This window comes from Glycomyces arizonensis DSM 44726, assembly GCF_000482705.1.
GTDB classification, from domain to species: Bacteria; Actinomycetota; Actinomycetes; order Mycobacteriales; family Micromonosporaceae; genus Glycomyces; species Glycomyces arizonensis.
Map to the genome: position 1 here is coordinate 25,764 of NZ_AXWO01000030.1, position 19,962 is coordinate 45,725.

At 65.3% G+C, this 19,962-nt stretch carries 15 protein-coding genes; 12 read left to right on the top strand and 3 right to left on the bottom strand.

Features of this window, described 5'->3' with window-relative positions:
* Window positions 1-109: 109 nt before the first annotated feature.
* On the bottom strand, window positions 110-4,138 hold the full coding sequence (locus H613_RS0117865; protein ID WP_026924869.1) for a type VII secretion protein EccC: 4,029 nt from the start codon (window positions 4,136-4,138) through the stop codon (window positions 110-112).
* Window positions 4,139-4,381: 243 nt separating this feature from the next.
* Between H613_RS0117865 and eccD the strand changes: the two genes are divergently transcribed.
* From eccD to H613_RS0117895, 6 genes are all read left to right on the top strand, one after another.
* A complete protein-coding gene (gene eccD, locus H613_RS0117870) occupies window positions 4,382-5,800 on the top strand; it encodes a type VII secretion integral membrane protein EccD (RefSeq protein ID WP_026924870.1) in 1,419 nt (472 codons plus the stop codon).
* A 54-nt stretch (window positions 5,801-5,854) separates the two neighbouring features.
* The gene (eccB, locus tag H613_RS0117875; RefSeq protein ID WP_026924871.1) at window positions 5,855-7,435 is read left to right on the top strand and encodes a type VII secretion protein EccB; all 1,581 of its coding nucleotides are present in this window, start codon (window positions 5,855-5,857) and stop codon (window positions 7,433-7,435) included.
* An 80-nt stretch (window positions 7,436-7,515) separates the two neighbouring features.
* Window positions 7,516-8,286, top strand: a complete 771-nt coding sequence (locus tag H613_RS31795; RefSeq protein WP_051393517.1) for a nuclear transport factor 2 family protein — start codon at window positions 7,516-7,518, stop codon at window positions 8,284-8,286.
* A gap of 197 nt (window positions 8,287-8,483) precedes the next feature.
* A complete protein-coding gene (locus H613_RS0117885; RefSeq protein ID WP_026924872.1) occupies window positions 8,484-8,924 on the top strand; it encodes a hypothetical protein in 441 nt (146 codons plus the stop codon).
* Window positions 8,925-8,940: 16 nt separating this feature from the next.
* Window positions 8,941-10,095, top strand: coding sequence for a hypothetical protein (locus H613_RS0117890; protein ID WP_026924873.1), 1,155 nt, complete (start codon window positions 8,941-8,943; stop codon window positions 10,093-10,095).
* A gap of 147 nt (window positions 10,096-10,242) precedes the next feature.
* The gene (locus tag H613_RS0117895; RefSeq protein ID WP_156926111.1) at window positions 10,243-10,842 is read left to right on the top strand and encodes a hypothetical protein; all 600 of its coding nucleotides are present in this window, start codon (window positions 10,243-10,245) and stop codon (window positions 10,840-10,842) included.
* A gap of 54 nt (window positions 10,843-10,896) precedes the next feature.
* On the opposite strand, the gene H613_RS0117900 is transcribed toward H613_RS0117895, so the two are convergent.
* Together H613_RS0117900 and H613_RS27475 are read right to left on the bottom strand one after the other, a co-directional pair.
* Window positions 10,897-11,697, bottom strand: coding sequence for an SGNH/GDSL hydrolase family protein (locus H613_RS0117900; protein ID WP_026924875.1), 801 nt, complete (start codon window positions 11,695-11,697; stop codon window positions 10,897-10,899).
* Window positions 11,698-11,883: 186 nt separating this feature from the next.
* Complete coding sequence (locus tag H613_RS27475) at window positions 11,884-12,657, bottom strand: GntR family transcriptional regulator (RefSeq protein ID WP_051393518.1); 774 nt, start codon at window positions 12,655-12,657, stop codon at window positions 11,884-11,886.
* A 1,746-nt stretch (window positions 12,658-14,403) separates the two neighbouring features.
* Here H613_RS27475 and H613_RS0117910 point away from each other — a divergent pair.
* The 6 genes from H613_RS0117910 to H613_RS0117935 all read left to right on the top strand — a co-directional run bounded on the left by H613_RS0117910 (window position 14,404) and on the right by H613_RS0117935 (window position 19,951).
* Window positions 14,404-15,324, top strand: coding sequence for a transporter substrate-binding domain-containing protein (locus H613_RS0117910; protein WP_051393519.1), 921 nt, complete (start codon window positions 14,404-14,406; stop codon window positions 15,322-15,324).
* 11 nt (window positions 15,325-15,335) lie between these two features.
* Window positions 15,336-16,097, top strand: coding sequence for an ectoine/hydroxyectoine ABC transporter permease subunit EhuC (gene ehuC / locus H613_RS27480; RefSeq protein WP_051393520.1), 762 nt, complete (start codon window positions 15,336-15,338; stop codon window positions 16,095-16,097).
* Entirely contained in the window at window positions 16,097-16,765 is a 669-nt protein-coding gene (locus tag H613_RS0117920) for an amino acid ABC transporter permease (RefSeq protein WP_026924895.1), read from the top strand. Before ehuC ends, H613_RS0117920 begins: the two co-directional genes overlap by 1 nt.
* A gap of 10 nt (window positions 16,766-16,775) precedes the next feature.
* The gene (gene ehuA, locus H613_RS0117925) at window positions 16,776-17,561 is read left to right on the top strand and encodes an ectoine/hydroxyectoine ABC transporter ATP-binding protein EhuA (protein WP_026924877.1); all 786 of its coding nucleotides are present in this window, start codon (window positions 16,776-16,778) and stop codon (window positions 17,559-17,561) included.
* A 358-nt stretch (window positions 17,562-17,919) separates the two neighbouring features.
* Complete coding sequence (locus tag H613_RS0117930; RefSeq protein WP_035738491.1) at window positions 17,920-18,600, top strand: potassium channel family protein; 681 nt, start codon at window positions 17,920-17,922, stop codon at window positions 18,598-18,600.
* 1 nt (window position 18,601) lies between these two features.
* Window positions 18,602-19,951: a TrkH family potassium uptake protein gene (locus H613_RS0117935; protein WP_026924879.1), complete on the top strand. Its 1,350-nt coding sequence runs from the start codon at window positions 18,602-18,604 to the stop codon at window positions 19,949-19,951.
* Window positions 19,952-19,962 lie beyond the last annotated feature (11 nt).

Sequence of the window (19,962 nt, forward strand, 5' to 3'; positions counted from 1 at the left end):
GAATGCACCGGCGGCGCGGTACGGCGGGGCCGCGGCCGTCCGCTGCGTCACCTCGGGCAACGAAAGGGGGCCGCGGGCGCGTACGCGCCCGCGGCCCCTCGCCGTTCCGTCAGCCCTGGCCGTTCGGCGGGAGCAGCGTGGTCTGGATCAGCTGCTCGCCGTCCTTGCGGCGCACCAGGGTGCCGCGGCCGGGCGGCTGCGGGCTCGGGCGGAGCTTGCCGAAGATCGCGCCCTCCTCCTTGCGGCCGCTCATGAGCAGGCCGGGCGATTCGAGCTGCTTGATCTGCCCCATGATCGGGTCCATCATCGAACGCCCGGCGCCGGAGCAGCGGCGGGCGAGGATCATGTGGAAGCCGATGTCGCGGCCCTGCGGGATGAGCTCGGCCAGGATCGACATCGGGTTCGTCCTGGTGGCGACCATCTCGTAGTCGTCGACGATGAGGTACAGGTCCGGGCCGGTCCACCACGAGCGGTCGCGCAGCGCGGCGGGCGAGACGTCGTCGCCGGGCAGGCGCTTCTCGATCGGGCCCTTGAGGTTCTTGCACGAGGACTCGAACTGCTTGCCCGACATGGCGTAGTCCAGCAGCGTCGGCTTCGAGATCTCCTCGAGCATGCCGCGCCGGTAGTCGGCCATGATGACCTTGGCCTCCTGCGGGGTGTACGTCGCCTGGATCTGGCGGGCGATGTGCCGCAGCAGGTTCGTCTTGCCGCTCTCGGAGTCGCCCAGGATCAGCATGTGCGGCTCCTGGTTGAAGTCGAGATAGACGGGCTTGAGGCCGGCCTCGTTGAGGCCGATCGGGATGCCCGGCTTCGAGCGGTCCACCGCCTGAAGGAACGCGTCCACGGTGAGCTCGCGCGGCAGCAGCCGCACCGGCGGGCACGGCGCGCCGCGCCACGCCTGCTTGACCCGCTTGACGAAGTCCTCCACGCCCGGGGCGAGGTCGTCGCCGTCCCGGATGCCGTCGACGCGCGGCACGCCCGCGAGGAAGTGCAGCTTCTGCAGCGACAGGCCGCGGCCGGGGCGGTTCTTCGGCACGTTCGCCGCCGCCTTCCGGTCGATCTCGGACTCCATGTTGTCCGAGAGCTTCAGCTCCAGCTTCAGGCCGAACATGTCGCGCATGTTCATGCGGATGTCGCCCCAGCGGGTGGCCGTGACCATGACGTGGACGCCGAAGGCCAGGCCCCGGTTGCCGATCGCCTTGATCTGGTCCACGAACGGCTCGTAGTCCTCCCGCAGCGTCATCCAGTTGTCGATGACCAGGAAGACGTCGCCGTACGGGTCCTCGGCGAACCGGCCGTCGGCCTTCATGCGCCGGTAGGAGCCCATGCCGTCGATCTTGTTGGCGGTGAAGAACGCCTCGCGCTCGTCCAGGATGGTCATGACCTCCTGGATCGTGCGCCGCACGCCCTCCTGCTCCTGGCGGCCGAAGACGCCCGCCACGTGCGGCAGGTCCTCGATGCCCCGCAGCGTGCCGCCGCCGAAGTCCAGGCAGTAGAACTGCACTTCCCGCGGCGTGTGCGTCAAGGCGAGCGAGCCGATCAGCGTCCGCAGCATCGTCGACTTGCCCGACTGCGCCCCACCGGCGATCGCCACGGTGCCCTGCGCGCCGGAGAGGTCGACGATGAACGGGCTGCGCCGCTGCTCGAACGGCCGGTCCTCCTCGCCGAGAACGGCGTTGAGCTTCCCGTTGAGCGCGAAGCCCTTCGGCGTCAGGCCCCGGACCGGGTCGACCTCGAGCGGCGGGAGCAGCTGGTCGAGCGTCGGCGGCTCGGCCAGCGGCGGCAGCCACACCTGGTGGGCCGGGCGGCCCATCCCGATGCAGTTGTTGACCATGACCTCCAGGTCCGAGAGCTTCTCGTTCTCGTCCTCGCCCTCGGCCTGCGCGATCTCCTCCTCGGGCTCCTCCTCGACCTCCGGTTCGGGCGGCAGCTCGACGTGGCCGGGCAGGAACCGCTGCACCTTGTGCTGGACGGCGGCGATGCGCTCGGCGCGGGAGGCGATCTTCTTCGGCGGCTTGTAGGCCCCGCCGACATAGGCGGCGCGGAAGCGCACCAGGTCCTGCGTGCCGACCTGGAGGTAGCCGTGGCCCGGCTGCTGCGGCAGTTCGTAGGCCGCCCCGGAGCCGATGACCGTGCGCGACTCCTGCGCCGAGAACGTCCGCAGCGCCACCCGGTAGGACAGGAAGGTGTCCAGGCCCTTGAGCTTGCCCTCTTCGAGGCGCTGGGAGGCCAGCAGCATGTGCACGCCGATGGAGCGGCCGATGCGCCCGATCTGGAGGAACAGGTTGATGAACTCGGGCTTGGCCACGAGCATCTCGGAGAACTCGTCGGCGATGATGAGCAGCGTCGGCATCGGGTCGAGCGGCTGGCCCGCGGCGCGGGCCTTCTCGTACTCCCACCGGTTGGTGAAGTTCCCGGCCCGGCGCAGCTCCTCCTGGCGGCGCACCAGCTCGCCTTCGAGGGCGTCGGCCATGCGGTCGACCAGCTCGATCTCGTCGGCGAGGTTCGTGATGACCGCCGAGACGTGCGGCAGCTCGTCCAGGGACGCGAACGTCGCGCCGCCCTTGAAGTCGACGAGGATGAAGTTGAGCTCCTCGGAGGAGTGCGTGGCGATCAGGGAGCCGACGATGGTGCGCAGCACCTCGGACTTGCCGGAGCCGGTGGCGCCGATGAGCAGGCCGTGCGGGCCCATGCCGCCGACGGCGGACTCCTTGAAGTCGATGTCGACGATCGCGCCGTCCGGGCCCGGGCCGATCGGGACCTTCAGGTAGTCCTTGATCGGCTTCTCGCGCCAGTGCACGGCCGGGTCGAGCGCGGCGGAGTCGTTGAAGCCCAGCATCTCCGGCAGGCTCGACGGGTTCGCCATCGGCGAGGCGTCCTCGTCGCCGGACTCGGTGGAGCCGCCCGCGCCCTTGAGCGTCAGCCGCCACGGGGACAGGCTGCGGGCGATGCCCTCGGCCTGGTTGTACGAGAGGCGGTCGGGCCTGCCCAGGACGCGGCGGCGCCCGGACTGGTCGGTGCGGATCTCGTCGGCGGCGATGTCGAACAGCTTGACGTCGGGGCCGGGCTTGCGCGGCAGGTAGCCGGAGAAGTCGAAGACCGTCACCCCGGCCATGCCCCCGGCGGCGATGATCCCGGTCGGGTCGACCTCCCCGCCGTCGAGGATGATCACCAGGTGCCGCTCGCCCTCGCCGGAGGTGGCCCCCGGCGACCAGCCCGCGCGGCTGGCCAGCTGGTCGCGCAGCGCGGTCTCGAGCTGGCCGGTGGAGTTGTAGAACATGCGCACCGGTCCGGCGCCGTCCTCGTCGCTGGGGTGCTGGAGGTGCGGCAGCCACTTCATCCAGTGCCACTCGGGCATCCGCTCGTGGTCGGCGACGACGGCGAACAGGACGTCGTCCGGCGAGTGCAGGACCGCGAGCTGGCAGAGCTGGGCGCGCAGGTTGTCCATGACCAGCGCCCGCTCGCCGCGCAGGACCATGCGCCCGGCCTCGGTGTACTTCATCGAGCGCGGGACGTCGATGACGTTGGAGTGCGCGGCCACGAAGCGCCTGAGCGCCATCGACGTCATCGGTTCGAGGTCCTCGACCGGTTTCGTCTCGGGGGGCACCAGCTTCATCGTCATGCGCTGCTTGCCGACGCCCACTCTGACTTCCAGGGCGTCGTCGTCCTTCGGGCGGCGCTCCCACATCCGGCGCGAGCCGACCAGCGACCACAGGGCGCGCGGGTCGGGGTGGCGCCAGCGCGCCGCCCGCCACTGCCGCTCGGCGCCCTTCCTGGCGCGGCGCCGGACCTGGTTGAGGTAGCGCATGTAGTCGCGGCGGTCGGCGTTGAACTCGGCCTTCTTCTGGCCGCGGTTCGAGGAGATGTTGGTGGCCATCATGCCGATCATCGAGATGCCCATCATGGCGCCCATGGCCATCATGAGCGGGTCGATGCCGCCGTCGCCTCCGGTGCCGCGGCGCATCATCATCAGCGTCATGGCGCCCGCGCCGGCCAGCATCGGCAGGACCATGAGGTACTGGCCGATCGACTTGGGCTGCGGGTCGGGCATGTCCGGCGGCGACTCGAGCAGGATGTCGCCTCGCGGGGCCTGTGGACCGCGTTTACGCGGCGGCCTTCGGAAGAGTTTGGTCGTCACAATGGGTCCTTGTACTCACCGGGGGATGCGCCTTCACGCCTCATCCTGCCCACGCCCCGCGCGCTTCGGTGGAACCGCAGGCGAGCCGTGAACTCGATGTTGCCGTATAAAGGATATAAGTGCGCTCTGTCGAGTATCGCACTCTCAGGGTAGGACCGCATCGCCACTGGGCGCCCGTGCGCCATTGCATGCGGGATTTATCCTGTACGAGTCCCCCCATTCCGACGCGACCCGGAGGTTCGTGTGGCGAGCACCAAGTCGGCCACCCTCAGCAGGGTGACGATCGTCAGTCCTCGCACGAGGATCGACCTCGCGCTGCCCTCAGACGTACCCCTGTCCGACCTGCTGCCGACGATCCTGCACCAGGCCGGGGAGTACTACATCGACGAGGCCGGCGACAACGGCGGCTGGATCCTGTCCCGGCTCGGCGAGGAGCCCCTCGACACGGGCCACTCGTGCTCGCAGCTGGCGATCAGCGACGGCGAGATGCTGTACCTCAACCCGGCCGACGCCGCCAAGCCCGAGATCGTCTTCGACGACGTCATCGACGCCGTCGCCACCGCCACCGAGCAGCGCGGCAACCGCTGGGACCACGTGGCCACCAAGCGGTTCGCCGTCGGGGTCGGCACCGCGGCGCTCGCCGCCGGGGCCATCGCGGTCCTGTTCACCGGCCCGCCGCAGCTGCCCGGCGCCATCGTGGCCCTGGGCGTGGCGGCGGTCCTCGTCGGCGCCTCGGCGCTGCTCTCGCGCGCGGTCGGCGACTCGCGGGCCGCCACCTACTTCGGCGTCACCGCCGTGTGCTACTCCGCGGTCGGCGGCCTGCTCATCGCCGCCGGGGACAAGGGGATCTCCGAACTGGCCGCGCCGCACGTCATGATCGCCGCCTCGGCGATCCTGCTGTTCAGCGTGCTGAGCATGGTCGCCGTCGGCGACATGGCCTCGGCGCCGGTGTTCATCACCTCGATCCTCGGCGCGGTCGTGCTGGCCATCGCGGTGGGCTTCATGATGCTCATCGACACCTCCGCGAACCCGGCCACCGCCGCCACGGGCGCGGCGATCGCCGCGCCGCTGGCCCTGGCGATCCTGCCCTCGGCCCCGCGCCTGTCGCTGACGATGGCGATGGTGCCCACCCCGCAGCTCCCGGCCACCACCGAGGAGCTCAAGGAGGGCGACGCCGAGGCCGTCGACGGCAAGCGGATCCTCAAGCTCTCCGAGCACGCCGGGAACTACCTGGAGGCGCTGTACGCCTTCGCGGCCGTGGTCGGCTTGGTCTCCGCGGTCGCGCTGGCCTTCTCCGGCACCATGCCGGGCATCATCCTGGCCAGCGTCATCGCTCTGGTCCTGCTCAGCCGCTCGCGCACCATCGAGGACCGCCCGGCGCGCATCGTCATGCTCGCCGCGGGCATGGGCTCCCTGGCCGTGGTGCTCACCGCGGTCTTCATCGGCGGGAGCACCCTGGTGCGCCTCGTCGCGATCCTCGGCGCGCTGGCGCTGCTGACGGTGATCGCGATGGTCTACGGCCTGGCCGTGGCGGGCAAGAAGATCGCCCCGACGTGGGGGCGCCTGCTCGACATCTGCGAGGCCCTGCTGATCGTGTCGATCCTGCCGCTGACCGGCTGGATCTGCCACCTCTACAGCTTCGCGCTGTCGCTGCGCGGCTGACCTTCCCCCCGTCCCCCGAGCCGATTCCGAGAGAGGCCGACTTCGATGCCGCAGATGCGTTCCCGCCGCGAGCAGGTGGACGCCCACCGCTTCATCACCTCGCGGATGAACCAGGCGCTGGTCCTGGCCAACCCCGACTCGGTCGAGCGCCCACTGCGCCGCATCGGCGTCTCGATCTTCGCCTCGGTGATGATCATGGTGATCATCTTCGCCGGCTTCGCGATCGCCGCGCTGTTCAACAAGGGCAACGACGAGCCGATGGCGAACCACATCATCCTGGAGAAGGGCACCAACGCGATCTACGTCTACACGACGAAGTCCGGGGGCGAGCCGACCGAGAACGACCCGCTGAAGCTGTGGCCGGTGGCCAACTACACCTCGGCGCTGCTGCTGCTCCAGCCCTACGACGGCGAGCCGCCGGTGCAGGAGCTGAAACCGGAGTCGCTCTCGGGCCTCCCGAAGGGCTTCCTCGTCGGCATCGAGGGCGCGCCCCCCTCGCCGCCGCTGCCCGACGACCTGCTCCAGGGCGAGCTGTGGAACGTGTGCTCCTCGCCGAGGACCGAGGGCGGCCACCACTACCTGGTGCAGGTGCTCGTCGCCCAGGCCGATGACGAGGACATGCCGCCCGCCGCGCCGCTCGGCGAGGACTGGCTGCTGGCGGAGACGCCCGAGGGCGCCCGGTACCTGCTGACCGGCGACCGCAAGTACCGGATCACCGACGAGGCCTTCTTCGACAAGATGCGCATGGACGTGGACGACGTGGTCACGGTGAAGAAGGAGGTCATCGACACCATCACGGCGGGGCCGGACCTCCAGTACACGGTCCGGGAGGAGTTCAAGGAGCCCCGCACCCCCTCGGGCATCGTGGTCGACGGCATCGAGCTCGACTACGGCCAGACGGTCGTGCAGGGCACCGACTTCTACACCATCATCAAAGAGGGGGACGCCCCGGTGTTCGCCCCGATCAGCGACGTGATGCGGGCGCTGATGGAGCCCGACCTCGGGTACGGCGACACGGTCGAGATCAACTCGTCGCTGCTGACCCAGTACGGCGCGCAGGGCGAGTACGAGACCGGCGACTTCCCGAAGACCGTCCCCGAGGAGCCCCGGACTCTCTCGGGCGAGCGCCCCGCGGTGTGCAGCACGTTCGACCCCGCGGGGGTCGAGGACGGGAACACCGACATGACGATCGGCGTCTACGACAACGCGCCGAAGATGGTCACCGACGGCGCCGAGTCGGTCGAGATGGACGGCGAGGGCAACATCATCGGCACCGGCAACCCGATCGCGCACACCGTGCTGCCCGCGGGGAGCGCGGCGCTGGTGAGCCCGCTGCGGACCGGCCAGACCGTGAAGAGCGTGATGTTCCTGGTCCACAGCCAGGGCTACAAGTACGGGCTCAAGGACTCCGGGGTGGAGTACGGGACCACCAAGAAGCTGCTCGGCTACGGGAGCGTCGAACCGGTCGGCATCCCCGACGCGGTGCTCGCGCTGATCCAGGCCGGGGCGGTCCTCGACCCGGTGGAGGCGCGCAGCGAGCTCGACCCGACCGGGGAGTCGCAGCAGGAGTTCGAATCGGGCGAGGAGACGCCGGAGGGCTCGGAGTCCTCGGCGGCCGCCGAGGGCGGCGAGTAGCCCGGTCCCGCTGGGTCCCTTGCGCCTTGCGCGTACGTGTTAACCTGGCGCGATAGCACCCTGAGACCTGAGGAAGCATCATGGCCTACCCGCCGCAACAGCCGGGCTTCGACCCGAACCAGCAACCGCCCCAAGGGCAGCCCGGCGGCTACTCGCCGCAGCAGCCCGGTTATGGGCAGCAGCCGGGGTACGGGCAGCAGCCCGGATACGGCCAGCCGACGCCGCCGCCGGGATACGGCCAGCAGCCGGGTTACGGTCAGCAGCCGCAGCAGCCCGGATACGGAGCCCAGCAGCCGGGGTACGGGCAGCCGGGAGGCCTCCCGCCGACGCCGCAGAAGTCGAAGACCGGCCTCATCGTCGGCATCGCGGGCGGCGCGGTGGTCCTCATCGCCGTGATCGCCCTGCTCGTCTGGCAGATGGGCGGCGGCGGGGGCGGCGCGCCGTCGGCCGGGGACTCCCCCGAGGACGTGGTCGACGGCTACATGTCGACGGTCATAGGCGCACTCGAGGACGGCGGCTTCTCCGACCTCCCGGCCATGGCCGAGGACGTCAAGCCGTACTTGTGCTCCGACGCCCAGGGCCAGGTCGACGAGGCGCTGGAGGGCATGGAATCGCAGGAAGACGTGGACATGGAGGCCATGGGGGAGGTGGAGATCTCCGTCGACTACGAGATCACCGGGTCGAGCGAGGAAGGCGACACCGCCGTCGTCGACGTGGCGATGACCGGAGAGCTCTCGATCCCCGCTATGGAGTACACCGAGCCCATGGACAAGACCCTGAGCCTCGACATGGTCAAAGAAGACGGCGTCTGGCTGATCTGCGACCCCGACGCCGGAGCAGTGATCCAGTAAGCGTACTGAGACTACCGATACAAGCAGGGCCCCGCCGCGTTCGCGGCGGGGCCTTCGCGCTCATTGCCCAGAAAGCACCGTCGAACCAGACGGGATCGTCCTACATGGTGGACAACTGTGCGTACCGATTCGGTAGCAGAACTCTGTTAGGCTTCCTCGCGAACCCTTTCCCCGTAACGCGACTTTTAGGAGCCTCTATGAGCGACTACGCGGGTTTCGGCGTCGATCCCCAAGACGTCTGGGACGCCGGAAAAGTCGACATGATGCGAATAGCCGAGTTCTGGAGCGACGCACTGGAGTACAGCAACTCCACTTGCCGTCTTCCCCCGTACTTCCGCTCCGCGGAAGGCGACGCCACGACCAGCGACACGCTGTTCAACGATCTGGCCATGGATCTGAACACCGACAGCCGCGCCGTGACCGAGCGCGTCATCGCCGCCGCCGAGGACCTGGCGACCTCTGCCGAGAAGTACCTCGAAGACGATGAGCAGGCGGTCAGGGACCTCCAGACGGAACACGAGGAGACCCCATACACCTCGGACGACCCGGTCGCTACACCTGAGGTCGCCGACGAGGTAAATCCGGTCGACTACCAAGAAGCGCAGCGACTCGAGAACGAACTCGATCTCGCCAACTGAACCAAGAGGATCGATTTTGGCCACCCCTTATCAGAACGGATTTCCCAACGACTCCGCCTATGTCGCCGAACTGGAAACCGCGAAGGCGGACTTCACCGAGGCGCTGCTGGAACTGTGGCATCTCCACACGTTCACGGCGATCACCGCGATCGACCCTTACACTGACGTCTACCACGGCGGTGAGCGCAGCGCGGAGAACACGCCTCCAGCCGACAATGTCGCGATGGGGCAGCAGCTGTTCGGGAGCTCGTCGGGTGCCTGCGTTCCGACCTACCTCTACGAGGTTCACGCGATCAGGGACGGCGGAAGCCGCCCCGCCCAGATGGTCTGGGACCAATGCGCGTACTGGCGGCACATCACCGGCGGCGGGTCCGCCTCCGATACGAGCATCGACTGCGAGTGCAACTTCGAGGAGGTCCAGAGTTCGGTCGAGACCTTCGCGACGCAGGAGGCCAACGTGATCCTGGGCCGCACCAAGCGCTGCTATCCCGATGAGAGCATGAGCCGCATCGACACCGCGATCGAAGGATACGAGGGCTTCGCCAAGTCGCTCGGTGCCGCTACCGGAGAGGGCGGCGGACACACCCACATCGAGACGCGCTTGGCGAACATACGGGAGAAGACCGAGGACTGGAACGGCGCCGCTGGAGACGCGTTCACCCAGAACATCCTCACCCCGCTTGGCTACGTCCACCTGTACCAGCGCGATATCGCGATCGGCCTGCAGCGGACCGCCGTGGCCAAGAAGGCCACAGTCGAGGCCGCCAGGCTGAACACGATCAACATCGTCCGTGCTGCCACCGCCAAGTGCGCCGAAAGGGTCCAGGCGAAGGTTCCGGCCAGACCGAAGGACGGCTGGCGGGTCATCTCCATCGCTGGAACTGTCACCGGCCTCACCGCCGGCTTCACCCTCAGCGGCGCACTCAGCCTGGTCAGCGCACTCGAAGGGTGGGATGTAGCGGCCACCGATTCAGTGACCTACAAGCAAGAGGCCGAAGCGCCGATAAATATCATCGAACATATGACTCAGGACTTCGACCTTGCGGATACCGAGAACTCGGATGCCGAGGCAGCGATCGAGGAAGGTCTCCGAGCGATCGTATCGGCCAAGTCGGAACTCTCCACGGCAGACCTCCAGCTGACCGATCATGACAACAGCGACTGGTGGTAGCCGAAGATGAGACCCGTCCGGATCTTCGCTCTGCCCATCGCGCTTATGTTGGCCACAGCCGCCTGTGAGGGATCACCCGAACCACCCACTGAAAGCCCCGGTTCGTCCACGGAAGCCGTCACCTACGCCTACGAGACTGGGAGTGACTTGTGCACCAGAACACGGCTCCTTGATTTCGATGACCTGGTGCCAGGGCAATGGCCCTCGGTTCTTGAAGAATCTGGAGGAGATGGGAATTTTCTCTGCCAGGGAGACATAACCGACATCGATGAAGCCATCGACTCGAACGGCTACTGGCTGAATGAAGCCGATTACCAGGTGCAGGGCTTCCTTAGCGACGGAGAGAGCACTCCTCCCTTCAACGAACTCTCCCAACCACTCGAAGACAACTGGCTCGACAACTACAACGGAGTCGAGTTCCGCGACACCAGATCGATCGAAGGCTGGGATGAGTCGCGCTTCATCTCATGGTCGCACTTGAACGGTGAGCTACGGGGTGTCTGGTTCACCGCCATCGACGACAACCTGATGGTGACTGTCAGCGCGCGGATACCCACCACCGAGGACGGCAAGGTCACGCGCAATCCCCAGCCGGAATGCGAGTGGTCTCCGGATACGGAGTGCCCGACTGTGGAAGAGGCCCAGGGACTCGCCCTCACCGAGTACGACGACCAGATCCAGGCCGAACTGGAGGCCTTCGTGCTGGGCGTCGCCTCCGACCTCCAGCGCGAACTGCGGATCGAATGACCGCCCCGGTGAGGAACACTGCCCGTGTCCCTCACCGACTTCGGGGATGGATGCTCAGAGGGCGGCCGCGAGTTCGGCGAAGTAGCCGTCGCTCTGGCCCGCTCGGTTGGGGTGGAAGGACTCGGCGATGGGCCAGGAGAGGCCGTTGAGCCATTCGGCATCGTCGCAGATCGCGTGGCCGTCGAAGGCGTCGCGCACGTCGACGTAGTCGAAGCCGTGGTCTCCGGCGGCCTTGCCGACGGCCTCGGCCAGCAGGTCGGCGGCATCGTTGAGCTGCGCCTGCTCGTCGGGGCTGATGCGGACGATGACGTTGCACGCCTCGCCGTTGAACAGGCGCGGGTAGCCCAGGACGACGACCTCGGCGTTCGGCGCCGCCTCGGCGATGGCGTCGTAGGCGTCATCGAGGCGGTCGGGCAGGTCCTCCTGGATGAAGCGCTCGGCCTCGTCGATCTGCGCGTCGCAGGTCCACGGGTAGGGGTAGGCGCACTGCTGGACGACCGCGGCCCAGCCGGTGTCGTTGCCGCCGATGGTGACGGTGACGAGGTCGGTCTCCGGCGACAGGCCGCCGAGCTGGTTCGCGGTCAGGTCGGCGGTCGTCGCGCCGGAGCAGGCGGCGAAGGTGAGGTCCGCGCCGAGGTCGGCGGCGAGGAGGCTCGGGTAGGCGTACTCGCTCCGGCTGCACTCCGAGCCGTCGTCGATGTAGCTGCGGGTGCCGACGCCGGAGGCGTACGAGTCGCCGAGGGCGACGTACTCCACGGTCTCGGCTTGGGCGGATGCGGGGATGAGGGCGAGGGCGGTGAGCGTCGCGGCGGCGATCGCGGCCACCATTGTGGAGATTCGCCGGGGATATGCCATTTTGGGCTCCGTCTCGAATTTTGTCCGGGGACTGGAGCCTGTTTATACCAATTCGATAACGGACAATCCATAGAAGGAACGCCGAGTGTCGGAAAGTCGACTACTCGTGTTCCCATTGCGGGCGAGGAGGAACCGCGAGCGCGCAAAAGGGCCGGGCAGCGCTCGCTCGGGGCTCTCGAACAGGCCTCAGACGCCTTCGGGCAGGTCGAGGCGGTCGAGCGGCTGCGGGACGTCGGGCGTCTCGGCCAGCAGGCGGTCGTCCTCGTCCTCTTTGGCCTCGGCGGGCTCGGCGAGGAGGCGCCGCACCTCCTCGTGGAGGTGGGCCTCGAGCAGGTCGCAGAAGCCCTCGGCGTCGCCCTCGTTCAGCGCGGCGAGCAGCGCGACGTGCTCGGCGGCGAGGTCGCGGTGGACCTCGAAGTTCTCGTACATCGAGAAGGTGCACAGTCGCGTCTCGATGAGCAGAGTGCCGACCATGCGCGCCAGGCGCGCCGAGCCGGACGCGGCGGCCAGGATGCGGTGGAAGTCGAGGTAGGCGTCGCCGAGTTCGCGGGCGTCGTCGTTCTTCAGGGCGCGCTGCATCCGCTTGACCTCGGCGCCGAGCTCCTTGAGGACCGCCTTGCGGTCGGCGCTCGGCTGCGCGAGCAGCCTGCGTCCCAGCTCGGACTCGATGCGCGAGCGCAGCCAGTGGATGTCGCGGACGTCGTCGGCGGTCATGATGCGCACGGCCAGGCCGCGGCGCTTGGGGATGACGAGCAGGCCCTCGGCGGTGAGGCGCTGCATGGCCTCGCGCAGCGGGCCGCGGCTGACGCCGAGCTGGTAGGCGAGTTCGGCCTCGCCGAGGGGCGCCCCGGGCGGGAGCGCGCCGTCGAGGATCGCGTTGCGGATCGTGTCGGCGATGAGATCCACGGTCGAGGTGCGCCGCACGGGCGCCAGACGTCCCACCTGGCGGGTGCTCGACAACCCACTCCTGCGATCCGACACGCCGCCATCTCTCCTTCTGTCCGTACTGATCAGCATCTTAGCTCCAGCCATCAGCCACCTGCACTTGACAGTCGAGCCGAAGTTTCATTTTCGTTACATATTTGTTATCTGCGAAACATCGTCATGTTGTTGACAATCAGAGATTATACCGATAACGTCAAAAATACATAGACAAGTAGCGATTAAGGGAGGCATATGACGACTTACCACAAAAATCAGAACAAGGCGCAATCTAAGCCAACCAAAAAGGCATGGGGACTGACTCGTTCATTTGCCATATTCGCGATCACCGCTATATGCGGATCACTCCTCTGGGCTTCGCCCGCAAGCGCGGATGTCTTCGATGACGCCGATTGCTTCGTTAGGGCTGTCGCCGACCGACAAGATGGTACCACCAATACCTATGGGATGGGGTATATCAGGTGCGATCAAAAGGTGCTCGACGCCACTGAAATAAATGTCAGACTGTACAGAGATGGCATCCTAGTTGATAGGGGATACCAGAGCTGTGGTACACCTGTTCACAATTATTGTGCAGCTAGCACAGGGCTTTTCTCAGGCTCCTCCCAAGCAGAATGGAAAGTCGTAGTGGAGGTCGACGCGCGAATCCCACCAGTTAGTCGCGAATTCACCGATACGGACACGCTTTGATAAATTATTCAAAGAAGTCCCAATAGTATTAGATCTTTCGCCCACGGTCTTACGAGTTAATTGGTCCATAACGATCAAAGCGCGATGTATCAATACCTCGTAACCGTGAGCCCTTATCCGTCAAACCCGTTCTTCATCATGTAAATCTGACAGAGTCGGAGGAAAAATGAAAATCCACGCTATCAAGACAGCCTCAAAAGCACTAATCCTCGCTATCGCGGTAACATCGTTCATGCTAACGCCGTTTATGTCCCAGCCAGCTTACGCAGCTGCGGATTGTTTCGGCGACGAAAATTCCCATCCGGACTGCTTCAACGTATACGTTGATAAGGTAGACAGGCAAGACAGCTATTTCGGCGTTGCTTCTTACAGCGGATCGCTTACTGCGTTCAATATGAAAATAGTGCTTATTGATGAGGATGGTGATTGGCTTGATGTCAAATCGAAAGCTTGCACCGGCTCCTGCTATATAGGCACTGATTCCTTTTCTGGCGGTAGCAACGATTCTCTCTGCGCTAGCCTCACAGTCAATCTAGGCTCAGTGACAATATACAGCGATTCCGACTGTCGTGTCATATGATCGCGATTATGCTTCTCGCTGATGCATGAGTACAAAGTTAGACTAGAAGGTAGCACGAAAAGTTTGCTACCGTAGAATGGATCTTGAGAACTTTATTCTGCGATAGCATTGTGTTGCTTTGGTTATGGATAGGCGGCGGTGCACTGCACCGCCGCCTATCCATATTTGTGTTACCAAATTTTATCTTTCCATGGCAAATGCGTGGCCTGCTACTATACTCGCCATTACGCAAGTTTCGAAGTTTAATAAAACTCAGTAATGACTTGGGTTCGGCAGTGCCGAAGCAGTTCGACTCTTACAATAACTCGCATTATACATTATTCGGAGAATGGCATAAATTCGTCACAACCCAAGTTCTATAGGTATTCTAGCCATAGAAAACAGCGAGAAGTTATAATTTTGTTACCTAAGGGCGATCATCTGATTGTCGACAAACCTACCGTAGACCGATAGAGTCGCCAACGTACACAAGCCAGCTTCTGAGGGGGAGCACCATGTCAGACAAACTGAATCTCAACCGCCGCCAGATCATGCTGGCTGCGTCAGCCGGCGTTACTGCGGTCACTCTCAGTGCCTGCTCTCGCACCGACGACGGCGGTGGAGATGACGGAAACGGCGGCCTCCTCGAGGATGCCCAGGGCGGCGGGACCATTCGCATCGCCTACGCCGATGAAAATCCCTACGCCTATACCGGCGAGGATGGGAATGCTACTGGCCAGTCGGTGGCCATGCACTCGTATATCCTTGAGCAGCTTGGCATCAAGGCAGACCAGATCGAGTGGAAACAAACCGAGTGGGGCAGCCTGATCCCTGGCCTCGGCACCAATCACGATATGGTCATCGCCGGCATGTTCATCAACCCAGATCGCTGCGAACGCGTGGCTTTCGCCGAACCCGATTATGTGATGCCCGACACACTTCTCGTACTAGCTGGGAACCCGCTCGATCTGAGCGATATCACCTCGGTCGCCGAACACGACAGCGCAGTCATCGGTGTCATGAACGGCACCACGGAGCATATTAACGTCGAAGCGATCGGCATGCCCGAGGAACGGGTCAATGTTCAGGAGGATCTGTCAGCGCTCATCCTTGAGCTCAAGGCTGGTCGCTGCGACGCGATCGCGCTCACGCAAATGAACCTCCAACTTGAAGCGGAGGCCGATGATGAACTGGCCACCACAGACGGCTTCTATCCGGTCGATGAGAACGGCGAGGAGATCATCGGTGCAGGCGCCGCAGTCTTCAGTCCCGCCGACACCGATTTCCGCGATGCAGTCAATGAAGAACTCGCAAAAGTCCTCGACGACCCCGAACTCTGGTTGAGTCTGGTCGAAGAGTTCGGATTCACAATCGACCTGCACTTCCCGCCGGAGGACCTTACAGCTGAGGAACTCTGCGGCGGCAACTACCAGTAACGGAATTCGTCATGGACTGGTCAACAGTCATCGACTCCCTCCCAGGCTACGCCGAACCGCTGTTGGTGACCATCCAAGTCACAGTGATGGCTTCGGCGCTGGCACTGGTTGTCGCCTTCGCACTAGGACTCGCCACTAGTTCCAAACACCTAGTAGTACGCACACCAGCGCGAGCCTTTGTTGAGCTTATCCGTGGCTCATCAGTAGTCGTCCAGCTCTTCTGGTTCGCCTACGCGATGCCAATCCTTCTAGGCATCCAATTCAACTTTCAAATCCTTGTGGGAGTCATCGCCTTGGCTCTCAACTACGGCGCCTACTCTTCGGAGGTGGTACGTGGTGCTATCGCGGCGGTCCCCAAAGGCCAATTGGAGGCAGCCACGGCGCTGAACTTCACGACCTTCCAGAAGATGCGTCTGGTGGTCTTGCCGCAGGCATGGCCTGAGATGATCCCATCACTGTGTTCGTTCGCGATCATGCTGCTCAAGGCTAGCGCGCTTGTTTCAATGATCGGCATTGCCGACATCACTTTCTGGGCAGACACCCTTGGGGGGCGCCCAGGACAGAGTCCCCTGCCTCACCTTACCGTCATTTTGGTGATCTATTTCGTGCTTGCTTGGCTGATCTGGACCGGGATGCGGTGGTTGGAGAACAAGGCGAAGCAAAGCGTAGGGGTTGCGAAGCCGCGCAAACTCAAGGCGGACCCGAATGCTGATGCACTCGGAGGCGTTGTCGAGAAATCTTCGACTACCCAGCGGCGAGGGGGTGTTAAGTAATGAACGGCTGGAGCAACGAGATCGCCAGTGAAATCTTTCCGATGGTTCTAGAGGGTTTCTGGACGGTCCTGAAGGTTACCTTCGTCGCAGGGATCCTCGCGATTGGACTGGGTCTGGTAGTCGCTATCGCCGAACAGACCGCCCCTGCCTGGGTACGGCGGCCCTTGAGCGGTCTCATGCAGTTCATCCGAAATACGCCGCTGCTGGTACAGGCGCTTTTCGTGTGGTACACGACCAGCCTCTATATCAATCCCGAATGGAGTGCATTCGCAGTCGGCTCGGTGGTGCTCGGCCTCCACTACGCCTCCTATACCTCCGAATCATACCGGGCCGGGATCGAAGCGATCCCGCCAGGGCAGTGGGAAGCCGCTACCGCACTGAGTCTTCCTGCCTATAGGACGTGGGGTGTGGTAATCCTGCCGCAGATGATGCGCCGGTCAACGGCGGCTGTGGCCAACTGGATCATCGCCATGTTCAAGGAAGTGCCTGTACTGTTTGCCATCGGCGTGTTCGAAATGATCGCACAGGTGGACAAGTATCAAGGCCTGCACTACGCCGGTGCGCTGGAGGGGTACACCATTGCGGGCCTGTTGTTCCTGGCTGCCTCCTATCCGGTGGCGGTCGCGACGCGGAGATTGGAGAACCGTCTTGCTAAGTCCCACTACTGATACCGACCCCATCATTCGCTTCGACAGGGTCAACAAGTCCTTCGGGGACCTCGATGTGCTCAAGGGACTGAGCTTCGAGATCGGAGCCGGGGAGCGCGTGACGCTCATCGGCCCCTCGGGTTCGGGCAAGACGACGATCCTGCGCCTGTTGATGACCCTGGAGCTCGTCACCCCGGTCAAGGACCCCGACGACAACGGCGGCGTCATCTGGGTCGAGGGCAAGCCCTACTCCCACATGGAGAAGGGCGGGAAGCTCCACGTGGCCTCCGAGCGCTACCTCAGGCAGCGGCGCCAGAAGGTCGGGATGGTCTTCCAGCAGTTCAACCTGTTCCCGAACATGAAGGTGCTGCGCAACGTCACCGAGGCGCAGGTCCACACGCTGAAGCGCTCGAAGGAGGAGGCCGAGTCCAAGGCCCGCGAGCTGCTCGACCTGGTGGGGCTGTCGGACAAGGTCGACAACTACCCGAACCAGCTCTCGGGCGGGCAGCAGCAGCGCGTGGCGATCGCCCGCGCCCTGGCCATGGACCCGGACATCCTGCTGCTGGACGAGGTGACCAGCGCGCTCGACCCCGAGCTGGTGGCCGACGTGCTCGGCGTCCTGCGCGACGTCGCCGACACCACCAACATCACGATGCTCATCGTCACCCACGAGATGGGCTTCGCACGGGACGTCTCCAACCGCGTCATGATGTTCGACCAGGGCGTCATCGTCGAAGAGGACACACCGGACAAGATATTCTCAGATCCCCAAGAAGTGCGCACACAGGACTTCCTCCGAGCCGTGCTCGCAGAGTAGAATCGGAAGCTCCTCCATCCTTGGAGAGTGTTAGGGGTGTTCGAGGGGGCGGTCATGAGGGGTTTAGGGCCGCCCCCTCTTGTGCTGCCGCCGTTCGCCGTGGTCACGCCCTGGGCGCGGACGGCGCCCCGCCCCGAGGGCAGGCGGCTTCAGAGACGATCGTCCTCGTCGGCGCCTCCGGCGGGCGACGCCCCGCGCGGGCGGTCTGCCCGACCCCGCGAATTTGCGCGCAAATGCCCGCGAAGGCCCCGCTTCCAGGGGCCCGACGTGCCGCGCGACAGGGTATGGAGCGTCGTCACGCTCGGTCAGTGGCAGAATCTAACAGCGTGTCAACACGCTACCGCGAGGACCCGCGCCCATGAACCTGTTCGGCAAGGGCGACGACGCCGCCGAGGAGGCCGTGGCCGTCATCGGCCTCGGCCGCTTCGGCACCGCCGTCGCCGAATCCCTCACCCGCCTGGGCCATGAGGTCCTCGCCGTCGACGAGCGCCCCGACATCGTCCAGCGCGCTTCGGACTCCCTGACCCACGTCGTGCAGGCCGACTCGACCGACTCGGCCGTCCTCACCCAGCTGGGCGTGGGCGAGTTCGACCACGTCGTGGTCGCCATCGGCACCGACATCGAGGCGAGCGTGCTGACCGTCCTGGCCTGCGAAGAGGCCGGGGTCCGCGAGATCTGGGCCAAGGCCATCAACGCCAAGCACGGCCAGATCCTCCACCGCACCGGCGCCCACCACGTCGTCTACCCCGAGGCCGCCATGGGCGAGCGGGTCGCGCACCTGGTGAGCGGCAAGATGATGGACTTCATCGAGTTCGACGACGGCTTCGCGATCGTCAAGACCCGGGCGCCCGCCGAGGCGGTCGACAAGCCGCTGGGCCAGTCGAAGCTCCGCTCGAAGTGGGGCGTGACCGTCGTCGGCGTCAAGAAGACCGGCGAGGACTTCACCTACGCCACGCCCGAGACCGTCATCCTCGCCGGGGACACCCTCATCGTCTCGGGCAGCACCGAGAAGGTCGAGGCGTTCGCCTCCACCACCTGACATGCTCACCCGCTTCCAGAAGTTCACGCGGCACCCGATCCGCCTGGTCCCGTTCGCCTTCGCGGTCTTCATCGCCGTGGTCACGGTGCTGCTCATGCTGCCCATCGCGCGGCAGGGGGCGGGGCGCGCGAACTTCACCGAAGCGCTGTTCACCGCGACCTCGGCGATCACCGTCACCGGCCTGAGCACGGTCGACATCCCCTCCTACTGGACCGGCTTCGGCCAGGTGGTGCTCCTGTTCGCCATGCAGGTCGGCGGCATCGGCATCATGACCAGCACCGCGTTCCTCGGCCTGCTGGTGAGCAACAAGCTGGGCCTGCGCAGCAAGCTGGTGACGCAGGCCGAGCTCAACCCCACCCTCAACCTCGGCGACCTGCGCTCGATCATCCTCAAGACGTTCGCGATCGCCGCGGTCGTCGAGGCGGCGGTCAGCCTCATGCTCGCCGCGCGGTTCTACTTCGGATACGGCTTCGGCGGCGCCTCGGCGCTGTGGCAGGGCCTGTTCCACGGTGTCAGCTCCTTCAACAACGCCGGGATCAGCCTGTTCAGCGACTCGCTCATGGGCTTTCGCACCGACTGGCTCATCTGCGGGCCGTCCATGGCCGCCGCGATCATCGGCAGCCTCGGCATGCCGGTCCTGTTCGAGCTCACCCGGCGCGGCTGGGGGCGGCGGAAGTGGAGCCTGCACACCAAGATGACCCTGACCGGCACGGCGATCCTGTTCGTCGGCGGCTGGATCGTCTTCCTGGTGTTCGAGTGGTCCAACCCCGGCACCATCGGGCCGCTCGCCTGGTACGACAAGCTGCTGCCCGCCCTGTTCCACTCCACCGCGCTGCGCACCAGCGGGCTCAACTCCATCGACGTCGGCGCCCTGCACGAGCAGTCGCTGATGGTGTCGGTGGTGCTCATGTTCATCGGCGGCGGCGCCGCGGGCACCGCCGGCGGCATCAAGGTCACCACGTTCTTCGTGCTGCTGTGGGTGATCTGGGCCGAGGTCCGCGCCGAACCGGACGTCACGGCGTTCCGCAAGCGGCTCAGCCCCCAGGTGGTCCGCCAGGCGCTCACCGTCGCGCTGGTCTACGTCGCGTTCAACGCCGCGGCCGTGGTCCTCATGGAGATATTCGAGCCGCAGCTGCTGCTGGAGGAGATCATGTACGAGGTGACGTCGGCGGCCGGGACGGTCGGCCAGTCGACCGGCGTCACGCCGCTGCTCAGCGAGCCGTCGCTGTACCTGCTCATACTCCTCATGTACGGCGGCAGGATCGGCCCGGTGCTGTTGGCGACGTCCCTCGCCATGCGCACTCGGCAGCGGCTGTACCGTTACCCCGAAGGCCGTCCCCTCGTCGGCTGATCCACCCCTGC

Coding starts and splice junctions, on each gene's coding strand:
- eccB (WP_026924871.1), top strand. CDS start 5,855: ATGCGTTCCCGCCGCGAGCAGGTGGACGCCCACCGCTTCATCACCTCG.
- H613_RS31795 (WP_051393517.1), top strand. CDS start 7,516: ATGGCCTACCCGCCGCAACAGCCGGGCTTCGACCCGAACCAGCAACCG.
- H613_RS0117885 (WP_026924872.1), top strand. CDS start 8,484: ATGAGCGACTACGCGGGTTTCGGCGTCGATCCCCAAGACGTCTGGGAC.
- H613_RS0117900 (WP_026924875.1), bottom strand. CDS start 11,697: ATGGCATATCCCCGGCGAATCTCCACAATGGTGGCCGCGATCGCCGCC.
- H613_RS0117910 (WP_051393519.1), top strand. CDS start 14,404: ATGTCAGACAAACTGAATCTCAACCGCCGCCAGATCATGCTGGCTGCG.
- ehuC (WP_051393520.1), top strand. CDS start 15,336: ATGGACTGGTCAACAGTCATCGACTCCCTCCCAGGCTACGCCGAACCG.
- H613_RS0117920 (WP_026924895.1), top strand. CDS start 16,097: ATGAACGGCTGGAGCAACGAGATCGCCAGTGAAATCTTTCCGATGGTT.
- H613_RS0117930 (WP_035738491.1), top strand. CDS start 17,920: ATGAACCTGTTCGGCAAGGGCGACGACGCCGCCGAGGAGGCCGTGGCC.
- H613_RS0117935 (WP_026924879.1), top strand. CDS start 18,602: ATGCTCACCCGCTTCCAGAAGTTCACGCGGCACCCGATCCGCCTGGTC.